A 13,680-nucleotide genomic window follows, 5' to 3' on the forward strand; every position below is an offset into this window, starting at 1 on the left:
GGGAGGTTGGCCCCTTGGTAGATGTAAATAGATTTGAAAGCATGCGTATCGGGTTAGCTTCACCAGACAAGATCAGATCATGGTCTTACGGTGAGGTTAAGAAACCCGAAACCATCAACTACCGTACACTTAAATCAGAAAAAGAAGGTCTCTTTGATGAAAGAATCTTTGGACCTTCTAAGGACTGGGAATGTTCTTGTGGTAAATACAAGGGCATTCGCTATGCTGGTGTTGTCTGTGACCGCTGTGGCGTTGAAGTTACACGTTCTAAAGTACGTCGTGAACGTATGGGTCACATTGAATTAGCGACACCTGTAACACATATTTGGTACTTCAAAGGTATCCCATCTCGTATGGGCTTGATGTTAGACATGAGCCCACGTTCGCTTGAAGAAGTTATCTACTTCGCATCTTACGTTGTAACAGATGCAGGTGATACGCCATTAGATTACAAACAATTGTTATCTGAAAAAGAGTACCGCGATAACAAACGCGAGTACGGTGAAGGCTTTAAAGCAGCAATGGGTGCTGACGCCATCAAGACCTTGTTATCACAAGTGCAAATTGATAGCGAAGTTGCCGACTTAAAAGAAGAATTAAAAACAGCTAAAGGTCAAAAACGTACACGTGCAATCCGTCGTTTAGACGTTTTAGATGCTTTCCGTAAATCAGGTAACGATCCTGCGTGGATGGTAATGGATGTTATTCCAGTTATCCCACCAGAATTACGCCCAATGGTTCAATTAGATGGTGGCCGTTTCGCTACGTCTGACTTGAACGACTTATATCGTCGTGTAATCAACCGTAACAACCGTTTGAAACGTCTATTAGACTTAAATGCACCAAATATTATCGTGCAAAATGAAAAACGTATGTTACAAGAAGCGGTTGATGCGCTATTCGATAACGGTCGTCGTGGTCGTCCAGTTACTGGTCCAGGTAACCGTCCATTGAAATCATTGTCACACATGCTTAAAGGTAAGCAAGGACGTTTCCGTCAAAACTTACTTGGTAAACGTGTTGACTACTCTGGTCGTTCTGTAATCGTTGTTGGTCCTTCATTGAAGATGTATCAAGCTGGTTTACCAAAAGAAATGGCGCTTGAATTATTCAAACCATTCTTAATGCGTGAATTAGTTGCTCGCGATATGGCAATCAACGTGAAACACGCCAAACGTAAAATTGAACATCAAGATGAAGATGTTTGGGACGTTTTAGGCGAAATCATTCGTGAACATCCAGTTCTATTGAACCGCGCACCTACCTTACACCGTTTAGGTATTCAAGCCTTTGAACCGGTCTTAGTTGAAGGTAAAGCAATTCGTCTTCACCCACTTGTGTGTGAAGCCTACAATGCCGACTTCGATGGTGACCAAATGGCGGTCCATTTACCATTAGGGGAAGAAGCACAAGCAGAAGCCCGTTTATTAATGCTAGCTGCAACGCATATCTTGAACCCTAAAGATGGTCAACCAGTTGTTACACCGTCTCAAGATATGGTCTTAGGTAACTACTACCTGACAATGGAAGAACCTGAAGTAATGGGTGAAGGTATGTTAATGTCTTCTATTAATGAAGCGCATATCGCCTATACGAATGGTTACGTGCAATTACATACACGTGTTGCCTTCCCAACAGATGCATTACCTAAAAAACCTTGGACTGAAAACCAAAAAGGTAAATTGATGGTGACAACTATCGGTAAATTATTCTTTAACGAGGTAATGCCTGAAGAGTTCCCGTACATCAACGAACCAACAACTGAAAACTTAGAATCATCTCTATCTGATAAGTTCATTATGGAACCAGGTACAGACGTGAAAGAGTTCATTAGTCGTCAAGATATGGTTTCACCATTTAAGAAAAAATACTTAGCGCGTATCATCGCACAAGTATTTAAAGTATCTAGAATCACTGAAACTTCAATTATCTTGGATAAAATGAAAGATTTAGGTTTCAAATATTCTACACGTTCTGGTATTACCGTAGGTGTGGCAGATATTACAAACCTAGAATCAAAAGCGGCGTCTATCCAAAAAGGACATGACCGTGTTGACAAGATTACAAAACAATACCGTCGTGGTTTGATTACAGACGACGAACGTTATGACCAAGTTATCGATACTTGGAACAAAGTAAAAGATGAAATCCAAATTGCCCTAATGAACTCACTTGATCAAGATAACCCATTCTTCATCATGTCCGATTCAGGTGCCCGTGGTAACATCTCTAACTTTACCCAACTTGCTGGTATGCGTGGTTTGATGGCCGGACCTAACGGTAAAATCATCGAGTTACCAATCTTGTCTAACTTCCGTGAAGGTTTGACCGTACAAGAGATGTTTATCTCGACTCACGGTGCCCGTAAAGGTATGACCGATACGGCCCTTAAGACAGCCGATTCAGGTTACTTGACTCGTCGTCTTGTTGACGTTGCCCAAGATGTAATCATTCGTGAAGCAGACTGTGGCACTGACCGTGGTTTAGCGATTGAAGCAATCAAGAATGGGAACGAAGTGATTGAAACACTTGAAGAACGTGTGACTGGCCGTTACTTACAAAAAGAAGTACGTCATCCAGAAACTGGCGAAATCATTGCGAACCACAACGAATTAGTCAACGAACAAACTGCTCGCCGCATCGTTGAAGCTGGTGTTGAGCAAGTAACAATTCGTTCAGCCTTCACATGTAACACTCGTCACGGTGTATGTAAACATTGTTACGGACGCGACCTATCTACTAACCAAGAGGTAGAAGTAGGGGAGGCAGTTGGTACAATTGCTGCACAATCTATCGGTGAGCCAGGTACACAGTTAACAATGCGTACATTCCATACTGGTGGGGTTGCCGGTGATGACATCACTCAAGGTCTTCCTCGTATCCAAGAGATTGTTGAAGCACGTCATCCAAAAGGTCGTGCCGTAATTACGGAGGTTGCTGGAGAAATCGAAGCAATCGAAGAAGACGAAGCAAGCCGTACGAAGACAGTATTTGTTAAAGGTATGACAGACTCTCGTGAGTACAAAGTACCTTACACAGCGCGTATGAATGTTGCTGAAGGCGATACTGTTCACCGTGGACAACAATTAACAGAAGGTTCAATCGATCCTAAAGACTTGCTACGTGTAACAAACACACTAACTGTTGAAACATACATGTTAGATGAAGTTCAACGTGTATACCGCTCGCAAGGGGTAGACATTAATGATAAACACGTGGAGGTTATGGTTCGTCAAATGCTACGCAAAGTACGTGTCCTTGACCCAGGTTCAACAGACTTGTTACCAGGTAAATTAATGGATACTGCAGACTTTACAGATGCCAATACTGAAGCGATCCGTTCAGGTGAACTACCTGCAACAGCGCGTCCAGTATTATTAGGTATCACTAAAGCAGCCTTAGAAACTAACAGTTTCCTATCTGCAGCCTCATTCCAAGAAACAACTAAAGTCTTAACTGACGCGGCTATCCGTGGTAAAGAAGACCACTTACTTGGATTGAAAGAAAACGTTATTATCGGTAAAATCATCCCTGCAGGTACAGGTATGGCTCGTTACCGTGAAATGGAACCGAAAAAAATCGGTGACACACAACAACTAATCTACGGCGAAGAAGTAGATGAAGATGCTGAAATTAGCCAAATTGACTACTCAAGTATTCAAGAAAACTAATACACCATTGTAGAAACGACAAATGAATATTCAGACGAGAAAAAATCCCTAGGCCAAATTGGTCTAGGGATTTTGTGTTTTATAGAGAGAAGATTTTGAAATTGACGACCGGGCCATTACTTTGAAGGCAATATAAGACCGGTCATCGAAGCTGACTTGGTCAGGGGTGACGCCTTTTGTGGAAATAAATTGGTCAATTAAATCCGGATCGTTGTGGATAATTTCTTGTAGATATGCCTCGGTTTCTTCAAAAGTTGGCCTGATTTCTGGATAACCATCTGATGTTAGGACAATTTCATCTCCAGCTTGAACAGGTATAGATATGATTAAGCAGCTTGGGATCTTCTGTCCGTTTAAAACCGAATAACCAAACCGTGTATCAGCCTTGTTGGTGAATGTGTTTGTGGAAACTAAATAGGGCATAATGGCGTCCCTAGCTTCTTGGTGTTGGTTAGGGTTGATATGCAAGATGAGAGACCTGAATGCACTTAAAATAGCATCAGATGCCTTTGATTGGGTATATAATTGCCCGTTTACACTAGCCTGACAATCCCCAATTAAGTAGATACACTTGTGAAAGTCAGAATACAATGCCATGGCAGCTTGTGGACCATGTTCGATTCGGTTTAGTGGGAAATCCACATGTGCATAAAATTTGTCCTCGAAAGCTTGGTTAACGTCCGAAATAACTGTCTCGATAGAGGCCTGCGGATCTAGTGTGGCTAAGAAGTCTTTGATGATATTGGATGCTATTTTGCCAGTTTTCATGCCCTCATGGGTGAAATTCGATTTTGAAGTCACCCCATCTACAACTGCGATGAAATACTCATTTGTAAAAAGAGCGTCCTCGCATAAAACTGGCTGGTCATATTTACCCTGGATAAAAGTGTGTTGAATCTGCATATTCTCTCCCTCACGTTCTATACCTTGCTAATTACAGTATATAGAAGATGATGGGATAGGCAAAGAATAAGTAAGGGATAAATGGCAGACCAGTTGGAAAGGTCGTATGTCTGATTTTCAAATAAAAGATGTGACATAGGGCTAGACCGCTAGCGATTAAAAGAAGGTATGAGAAGTTTAAGGGACCGAGCATTAGAGCTAAGACTACCAGTGCTTTAATGTCGCCACCACCAATACCTTGATGAAGCAGGTGATTGCAGGTGATTAAAGTAGTGAAGACTAATAGGGAAAAGGTAATGTGGGTTAAGTGTGCTATGTCCGGATTTCGATATAGATAATTAATCACAACTAATAATAATATGACTTGAAACCGGTCTGGTATGATGTGTAAAGCCAGATCGGCACTGGTCATGATGAGAAGGATAGTAAAAATCAGGAAGAGAAGAATTGCTGTTTCAGTCGTATGGTTCAGAAAAAACAAGAAAGAGAATATAGCGAAAAATCCTTCAGAAAGTGGATAAATCAGTGGAATTGGCTGGCGGCAAGTCTGACATTTACCTGTTGATAGGCCGTAACCGATGATTGGTATCAAAGCTAAGGGTGAAATCGGGACATGGCAATTGTCGCACTTGGAACGACCGTGGATAAAGGATTGTCCAAGGACTGTTCTTGAGCCAACCACCATAAAAAATGAAGCAAGACTAGCAAAAAGGACCAATAGAATGGTATAATAAACAAACGATATCATTTTCAACCTCCATATGGTTTATATACGAATTTTTTCTGCCGATGCGCTAAAAAATGACGAAAAATAAATTTTTTTATGGAAATTGTGTTGACAGTGTCTAAATCAGATGGTATTATTTAGTAGTTGTCTTTGACAGATAACTAATTGAAATATTTACGGAGAATTAGCTCAGCTGGGAGAGCGTCTGCCTTACAAGCAGGATGTCGGGGGTTCGAGCCCCTCATTCTCCACCATGACTCGTTAGCTCAGTTGGTAGAGCAACTGACTTTTAATCAGTGGGTCGTAGGTTCGAATCCTACACGGGTCATATTCATTTTGAATAAAACATATTTGCCGGCTTAGCTCAGTTGGTAGAGCATCTGATTTGTAATCAGAGGGTCGAGGGTTCAAGTCCTTTAGCCGGCATATATAGAAAAACTCCTTCATCGAAAGATGGAGGAGTTTTTTGTTCTTTACTACGTTTTTTCGACAATTTTGTTTTCTTAAGGGAAAGCTAAATAAATCTTTAAGTTTATATATCTTTATCTGGCGTATAATGGACTTTTATGGGGAAATAAAATAGCAATAAAATGAGGAATGGAAAATGGAGGATGTAAATTAATGTGGAACGATCAATACCAAGGTCTAACGGATGAAGAAGTCCAGGCCAAAGTGGCTGAAGGCCAGGTTAACCAAACTAGTCATTCTACCCAAAAAACGACGGCTGAAATTATTATAGAGAACTTTTTTACCCTATTTAATGCTTTAAACTTCCTATTGGCCTTCTTATTGTTACTGGTTGGCGCTTATTCTAATATGGCCTTTATTGCCATCATTATATTGAATATTATTATTGGGATTGTCCAAGAGCTTAGAGCCCGCGATTTGGTCAGCAAGTTGACCATTTTATCCAATAAACCAGTTAAGGTGATCCGAAATCGTCAGGAAGCCATTGTGCCATCTACTGAATTGGTGGTTGGCGACTTGATTATCCTTGAAAGTGGTGACCAGGTTCCGTCAGACGCCAACGTGGTGGACGGGTCCAGCGAAGTGAATGAGTCCCTTTTAACGGGTGAGTCGGATGCCATTTTAAAACAAGCAGGCGATGAGTTATTATCCGGTTCTTATTTGACCAGTGGGCAATTGCTGGCTGAGTTGATCCATGTTGGGGACGACAATTACGCAGAGCAGTTGGTGGCTGAAACTAAGTCTCAACCATACGCCCGTTCTGAATTAACCGATGCCATTAAGAAGATTGCCAAGTTTACCTCTTACATCATTGTGCCACTAGGGATACTCTTGTTCTTGCAAGCCTTTTTCCTACGAAGTGACACAGTAGATGTGGCGGTTATAAACTCGGTGGCTGCCCTGATTGGCATGCTGCCTAAAGGTCTGGTATTGTTGATTTCACTAGCCCTTTCAACTGCTGTTTTAAAACTAGGCAAAAAGAATGTCCTCGTGCAAAACATGTACGCTGTTGAAGCCTTGGCTCACATGGATATGCTGTGTTTAGACAAGACTGGGACAATCACGCAAGGAAAGATGTCAGTGGAGGGGATTTTTCCACTAAACAGTATCTCCGACAAGGATTTACTAGCCAAATTGGCCAATTATACAACCGCATCAACCGATAGTAATTTAACCATGACGGCTTTGAAAGACCACTTCGACGGCCAAGTCTCTACTTTAGAAGCCTTACAAGTCACGCCCTTTTCATCTGAGCGGAAGTGGGGTGCTATCAGCTTTGAAGGAGCCGGTACAATTTTCGTTGGTGCAGCTGAATACCTTATCGACGAACCGATTGAGCAAGTAATCACCGCGCAAAATGACGGCCTGCGGGTCTTGTTGGTGGGACAATCGACTGACCTACTAGACGACAAGACTGAAATCGCCAACTTAGCAATCAAACCAATTGGCTACATCACCTTGAGTGATCCAATTCGCCCCAATTCTAAATCTACTCTGGAATTTTTCCAAAATGAGGGTGTGGACATCAAAATTATTTCAGGTGACAACCCGCAAACCGTTGCCAGAGTTGCTAAGAACGCAGGACTCGCAGGCGACGCCCAAGCGATTGATATGAGTCAAATTCAAGCTGAAGCGGATGTAAGAGCAGCAGCACACCAATACAATGTTTTCGGCCGGGTCTCACCTCAACAAAAGAAACTTTTGGTAGCTGAATTTCAAGACGAAGACCATATTGTTGGGATGACAGGTGACGGGGTCAATGATATTTTAGCCTTGTCACAAGCTGACTTATCCATCACTATGGCTGAAGGGGACGGGGCAACCCGTCAAATGGCCGATTTGATTCTGGTCAATTCAGACTTTGGTGACTTACCAGCGGTCATTTCTGAAGGCCGCCGTGTGGTCAACAACATCACTCGGTCATCAAGCGTATTCTTTATCAAAACCCTATATTCTTTAATCGTGACCCTAATTTGTATTGCCTTGAATTTCCCGTTTCCATTTATTCCCTTACAAATTACCATGATTGATGCCTTTATCGAGGGCTATCCTGCCTTCTTCACGTCATTTGAACCTAATAACCAGCAAGTTAAAGAGCGGTTCCTACCCAAATCCCTTGCCGCTGCGCTACCTTCAGCCTTAACGGTGTCTGTAGCCATTTTCGCCTCCTTAGTCATGGTGAAACTGGGCATAATCGACTTTGAAACCGCTCGGACCTTTGACTATGTCATGTTGACCGGCGTCTCTTTATTTGCGGTATGGCAGTCCTGCCTCCCGTTTAACAAGTTGCGTCTCTTTCTCGCATCAACCGCAACCTTTGCCATGCTTGCCGTCGCACTGGTCTTGCCGCATTTTTCAGATATTCTGACCATCCAACCCATGACTGCTAACGAAACCCTAATCAGTCTCGCCTTGTTGGCTCTCGCTTTTGCCTTTTGGAAAATGGTCAACCGCTATCAAGATCGTTTCAAAGCATTTTTCACACGGATGAATTTTTAAATCAACCGCATCTTTGCATGTAAAGCTCACAACAAATAGACACAGAAAACCCCAGTAAGTAGCCTCGATGAGCCGCCTTACTGGGGTTTGTTTGTGTTATTTCTTCAAGATGTCGACCTTATCTGTTTTTTCCCAAGTAAAGTCTTGGTCATCACGACCAAAGTGGCCGTAAGTAGCAGTCTTGCTGAAGATTGGTTGACGAAGAGATAACATGTCGATAATACCATTTGGTGTTAAGTCAAAGTTATCGCGAACTAAAGCAACTAAATCAATTTCAGATACATCACTTGTACCGAATGTGTCAATCCCAATAGATACAGGTTCTGCAACCCCAATAGCATAGGCTAATTGGATCTCAACTTTACGCGCTAAGCCAGCTGCAACCAAGTTTTTAGCAATATAGCGAGCCGCGTATGAAGCAGACCGGTCAACTTTAGTGGCGTCTTTACCTGAGAAGGCCCCACCACCGTGGTGAGCAGACCCACCGTAAGTGTCGACGATAATTTTACGACCAGTTAAACCTGAATCGGCTTCTGGACCACCAGATACAAACTTACCAGTTGGGTTGATGAAGTAACGTGTGTTTTCATCTAACCAGTTTTCTGGCATAGTTGGCTCAACAACGTGTTTAATCACGTCTTGGCGGATTTGGTCTAATTCAATACCTTCAGTATGTTGTGTTGAAATGACGATGGTATCAATACGTTGTGGTTGGTTGTTGTCATCGTATTCCATCGTTACTTGTGTCTTACCGTCTGGACCTAAGTAGTTTAATTCACCACTTTTACGGACTTCAGCTAGTCGGCGAGATAGGCGGTGACTTAATGCAATGGGCATTGGCATTAACTCTGGTGTTTCGTCTGTTGCGTAACCGAACATAATCCCTTGGTCTCCAGCACCGATCAACTTGTTGTCCACTTCGCCCTTTTCCCGAGTTTCAATGGCATCGTCAACACCTTGTGCGATGTCGGGTGATTGTTCGTCTAGTGAGACCAATACGGCGATGGAGTCAGCGTCGAAGCCGAATTTGCCGTCACGGTAACCAATTTCACGGACGGTGTCGCGAACGATTTTTTGGATATCCACATATGCGCTAGTTGTGACCTCACCGAATACTAGGACAAGTCCTGTATTGACGGCAGTTTCGCAAGCGACACGAGCTTGTGGGTCTTGTGCAAGAATCGCGTCAAGAATGGCATCAGAAATTTGGTCAGCAACCTTATCTGGATGTCCTTCTGTGACTGATTCAGAAGTAAATAGTCGTTTATTCATGTTGTTTCCCCCAAAATATAAATTTTATGGTTACAAGGAATTTTTGCCTAAGCAAACCCTATCGGGAAGAATTTATTGTAACGTCCCCCATTATACATGATATGAAGGGAATAGTAACGGGAAAATGGCGGTATTTTCAATTTTCTGATAAGTTTTTATAGACTATTTTTAAGATTAAGATAACCCTGCATTAATTGCCTTACTATAGTTTCATTTACAAGAGGCTGGGACAAAACTACTTTTGCGAAAAAAGTAGTCCCACTTTCGTTTATTTTTATAAAGATATAGAAAAATACACTCCCACTACTGAACAAAAAAGTTCATAGTTTTGGGAGTGTATTTTTTTGAGAGACCTTTTGTCCCAGCCCCTCTTTTTGTTGATTTTACTAGGTTATCGTTTATGTTTTCTCTAAATAGATAGTATAATGTATTTTAAGAGAAAAGAGGTGATAAGATGCAGTTAACGAAAACGATTAAAGTGCAATTATACCCAAGTGCTAGTGATATTGAAAAGTTCGAAGAAACCCAACAACAGTTTTTAAACGCTTGTAATTTTGTTTCGACATATATCTTTGACCATGACTTTGAATTAGGTCAAACGACTTTGCACAACGCCTTGTATCATCAGATACGTCAGGATTTTGGGCTGCAATCGCAAATGGCCCAGTCCGTGATGCGTACGGTAATCGCGAGATATAAGACCGTGAAAACACAGTTTAAACAAAAACCTAAGCGTTATAAAGATATCCATACAGGTAAATATCATACGCTATATAAAGACCTTTACCATTTAACGAAACCCCTAGGGTTTAAGCAACCAGTCGCTGTGTTCGTACGTAATCGTAACTACGCTTATCACCAAAACAATACCTATTCACTGACGACCAATCAAGGACGAATTAAAGTGTCTTGTGATAAGCAACATATCGCTTATCTTCAACAATTTAGCCAGAATGCTTACAAGTTCGGTCAAGCTGAATTACGCTGTCGTAAGGGTAAGTGGTTCTTACACGTGTCCGCAAGTAAAGAGATAGACAGCCCAGATGAAACTAATATTCAACGGATTGTAGGCATTGACCGTGGTTTAAGACAGATACTAACTATTGCGGATGATACAACTCATACTCCCTTCTATTCGGGTAAAAGCTTGATGAAGAAAAGACGGCGTTTTAAGGAATTGCGCCAGTCCTTACAAGCGAAGAACACCAAATCAAGTCGTAGACGCCTTAAAACAATTGAAAGACGAGAGAACCGCTGGATGAATGATGTGAACCATCAATTATCAAAGACACTCGTTGATCGATACGGGGCCAATACCTTGTTTGTGTTGGAAGATCTTACGAACGTTACTTTTAACACGACTCACCATCGTAAGCAAGATGCACGGTATGAACACCATTCATGGCGATTCTTCGATTTTGAAGAAAAGTTAATGTATAAAGCTTTAGAAAGTGGTTCGCAAGTTTTAAAAGTATCCGCACAATTTACGTCCCAACGTTGTCCGAAATGCGAATCAATTGATAAAGCTAATAGACAACAAGGTAAGCACTTGTTTACTTGTCAGAATTGTGGGTATCAATCAAATGATGACCGTGTGGCAGCTATCAATATTCAAGAATTGGGTCACCGATATCTGTCGAGTGAGAAAAACCCGCGGTTTGAAAAAGTTGTGCCAATACAAAATTATTAAACGTAAAACAATATTCGGTAAGTGTCTACAGACCGCTTACTGATGGGGTGCCAGTCAACCATCCCTTAGTGTCTTTAAACGGTTGGAGATATTATATCGTTTGTACAACCACCATGTTTAGGACAAACTCTCTGTTTTAACAGAGAGTAGTTGATGTTATAATGTTCGAGATGATTAAATGTAGCAAGTTTAAGGAGGCAGCGATGAGTTACCAAGCATTATACCGCGTTTGGCGGCCGCAGACATTTGGAGATATTGTTGGCCAAGAGGCTGTTGCGCGTACGCTGCAAAATGCCATTCGAACTGGCAAAACGAGTCACGCTTACTTGTTTACGGGTCCAAGAGGTACTGGTAAGACGAGTGCGGCTAAAATTCTATCGAAAGCGATCAACTGTCCAAACCAGGTGGATGGGGAACCATGTAATGAATGTGAGATTTGCCGGGCCATTACGGACGGCACTTTGCCGGATGTGATTGAAATCGATGCAGCTTCTAACAACGGGGTTGAGGAGATTCGTGATATCCGTGATAAGGTTCGCTATGCGCCAACGGAAGCGCAATATAAGGTCTATATCATTGATGAGGTCCACATGCTTTCAACGGGTGCTTTCAATGCTTTATTAAAAACCTTAGAAGAACCGCCAGCTAATGTCATTTTTATATTAGCAACGACTGAGCCGCATAAGATACCTGCAACGATTATTTCAAGAACCCAACGTTTTGACTTTAAACGCATTTCACGTCAATCGATTGAAGACCGGATGGCTTTTATTTTAGACCAAGACGGGATTGAATTTGAGAACGGCGCTTTAGCTGTGATTGCCCGTGCGGCGAACGGTGGGATGCGGGATGCCTTATCCTTGTTAGACCAGGTGATTTCCTTTTCCGATGGGACTTTATCACTTGAAACGAGTCGTTTGGTAACGGGGGCCTTGTCTGAAGAGCAGTTGGTTGAATATACGGAGGCCTTAGCTAATGGACAAGTGACGGCAGCTTTAGACCACTTACATGCTTTAATGGCTGGTGGTCAAGATGCGGCGCGTTTTGTGGAAGAGCAGTTGGTTTTTGTGCGTGATTTAATGATTGCCAAGGAAACCAAGGCGGATACGGCTGAGATTGAAGATTTGACCCAACGTTATGACGAAGCCTTTTATAGTCTAGCGAAAACGATTGATGTGAATGTCTTGTATAAGATGATGAAAGTCTTCCGAGAAACACAGGCAGAAATTCGTTTTTCATTGCAACCAACGATCTATCTAGAGGTCGCGACGGTCCAGGTAGCCAGTCAAATCGGTGGTCAGGCGGCTGTTGGTCAAAGTGGTAACCAACAAGTGGTGGCTAACCAAGAAGGTGACCATGTCTTGCCAACGCAAGTGAGTCAAGCGTTAGCTGAATTGCAAGAACAAGTGGCAAATTTAACGGCACAGGTTCAAAATGGGAGCAAAGAGCCAGCTAAACCTGCACCAAGTAAGCCGGCTAAGCGGTCAGGGAATGCGACGGCCTTTACGCCAAATCTGACGAAGGTCTTCCAAGTCTTAAATCAAGCGACTAAGAAAGACTTGAATGATATTGCTAATTTATGGGAAGGTCTAATTGAGAGTCTACCAAGTATGCAGGCGGCCTTATTAAAGGCAACTTTCCCAGCGGCAGCATCACCAAATGCCTTCGTAGTTCGGTTTGATTATGAAATCTTGTGCAAGAAGGTGGATGACGATACGGAGACCCGTCAAGAAATTGAGCGGTTGCTATCTAATCAATTAGGTCATCCAACGAAGATGTACTATTTAACGAGCGACCAATGGCAGTCTGCCCGTCAAAGTTATGTCCAAGCCATGAAGAATGGCGAATTGGGCGACTTGGTGGGGAATGATGCGGTGGCTACTAAGGGGTCGGCAACGGATGCTGAGGCCTTTACCCAGGAAGATGAAGCGGTGGATGATGGGCTGGATGAGAACGGATTGAATGATGAAGAATCTCGTTTGCGTCAAGAGCAGATCGATCAAGCAACTTCACTATTTGGTAAGGATAATGTTACAATAATAGATGATTAGGTCATGGGGCTTGATGCCAAAATGACAATGAATATGTAAGTTAAAAAATATGAAAAGCTAAAAGGAGACGATAAAATGGCAGGCGGAATGGCAAATATGCAACAAATGATGCGTAAAATGCAAAAGATGCAACAAGAGATGGAGTCAGAACAAAAGAATATTGAAACAAAAGAGTTTCAAGGGACTGAACCATCAGGCATGGTGAATGTGACGGTAACAGGTGACCGCCGTGTGAAAGCAATCAACATCAAACCGGATGCAGTCGATCCAGAAGACGTTGATATGTTACAGGACTTATTGATTGAAGCAGTCAACAACGGACTTGAAAAAGTAGACACTGAAACTGCAAACGTTATGGGTAAATATACAAAAGGTATCCCAGGACTATAGTCAAAACAA

Annotated in this window: 8 protein-coding genes, 3 tRNA genes and 1 riboswitch; of the genes, 8 read left to right on the forward strand and 3 right to left on the reverse strand. The window is 42.3% G+C overall.

Features of this window, described 5'->3' with window-relative positions:
• Window positions 1-14 precede the first annotated feature (14 nt).
• Window positions 15-3,671, forward strand: coding sequence for a DNA-directed RNA polymerase subunit beta' (gene rpoC / locus AWM76_RS01200; RefSeq protein ID WP_003142619.1), 3,657 nt, complete (start codon window positions 15-17; stop codon window positions 3,669-3,671).
• A gap of 63 nt (window positions 3,672-3,734) precedes the next feature.
• Here rpoC and AWM76_RS01205 read toward each other — a convergent pair whose 3' ends face one another.
• A complete protein-coding gene (locus AWM76_RS01205; protein ID WP_003142621.1) occupies window positions 3,735-4,574 on the reverse strand; it encodes a hypothetical protein in 840 nt (279 codons plus the stop codon).
• Between the two features lie 31 nt (window positions 4,575-4,605).
• Window positions 4,606-5,322, reverse strand: coding sequence for a prepilin peptidase (locus AWM76_RS01210; protein WP_003142623.1), 717 nt, complete (start codon window positions 5,320-5,322; stop codon window positions 4,606-4,608).
• A 157-nt stretch (window positions 5,323-5,479) separates the two neighbouring features.
• Between AWM76_RS01210 and AWM76_RS01215 the strand changes: the two genes are divergently transcribed.
• The 4 genes from AWM76_RS01215 to AWM76_RS01230 all read left to right on the forward strand — a co-directional run bounded on the left by AWM76_RS01215 (window position 5,480) and on the right by AWM76_RS01230 (window position 8,268).
• A tRNA-Val gene (locus AWM76_RS01215) sits at window positions 5,480-5,555 on the forward strand.
• Window position 5,556: 1 nt separating this feature from the next.
• Window positions 5,557-5,629: transfer RNA gene (locus AWM76_RS01220), tRNA-Lys, on the forward strand.
• Window positions 5,630-5,654: 25 nt separating this feature from the next.
• Window positions 5,655-5,727 (forward strand) — tRNA-Thr (locus AWM76_RS01225).
• 195 nt (window positions 5,728-5,922) lie between these two features.
• Complete coding sequence (locus AWM76_RS01230; protein WP_039935652.1) at window positions 5,923-8,268, forward strand: HAD-IC family P-type ATPase; 2,346 nt, start codon at window positions 5,923-5,925, stop codon at window positions 8,266-8,268.
• Window positions 8,269-8,364: 96 nt separating this feature from the next.
• Here the strand turns inward: AWM76_RS01230 and metK are convergent, their stop codons facing one another.
• A complete protein-coding gene (gene metK / locus AWM76_RS01235) occupies window positions 8,365-9,540 on the reverse strand; it encodes a methionine adenosyltransferase (protein ID WP_003142625.1) in 1,176 nt (391 codons plus the stop codon).
• Window positions 9,538-9,626, reverse strand: a riboswitch (SMK box riboswitch). (Overlaps the previous gene by 3 nt.)
• 368 nt (window positions 9,627-9,994) lie before the next feature.
• On the opposite strand from metK, the gene AWM76_RS01240 reads away from it, so the two are divergent.
• The 3 genes from AWM76_RS01240 to AWM76_RS01250 all read left to right on the forward strand — a co-directional run bounded on the left by AWM76_RS01240 (window position 9,995) and on the right by AWM76_RS01250 (window position 13,671).
• The gene (locus tag AWM76_RS01240; RefSeq protein WP_060779311.1) at window positions 9,995-11,230 is read left to right on the forward strand and encodes an RNA-guided endonuclease TnpB family protein; all 1,236 of its coding nucleotides are present in this window, start codon (window positions 9,995-9,997) and stop codon (window positions 11,228-11,230) included.
• Window positions 11,231-11,433: 203 nt separating this feature from the next.
• A complete protein-coding gene (gene dnaX, locus AWM76_RS01245) occupies window positions 11,434-13,281 on the forward strand; it encodes a DNA polymerase III subunit gamma/tau (RefSeq protein WP_039934987.1) in 1,848 nt (615 codons plus the stop codon).
• 75 nt (window positions 13,282-13,356) lie between these two features.
• Complete coding sequence (locus AWM76_RS01250) at window positions 13,357-13,671, forward strand: YbaB/EbfC family nucleoid-associated protein (protein ID WP_003141629.1); 315 nt, start codon at window positions 13,357-13,359, stop codon at window positions 13,669-13,671.
• The last annotated feature ends 9 nt before the right edge of the window (window positions 13,672-13,680 follow it).

The organism is Aerococcus viridans (assembly GCF_001543285.1).
GTDB classification, from domain to species: domain Bacteria; phylum Bacillota; class Bacilli; order Lactobacillales; family Aerococcaceae; genus Aerococcus; species Aerococcus viridans.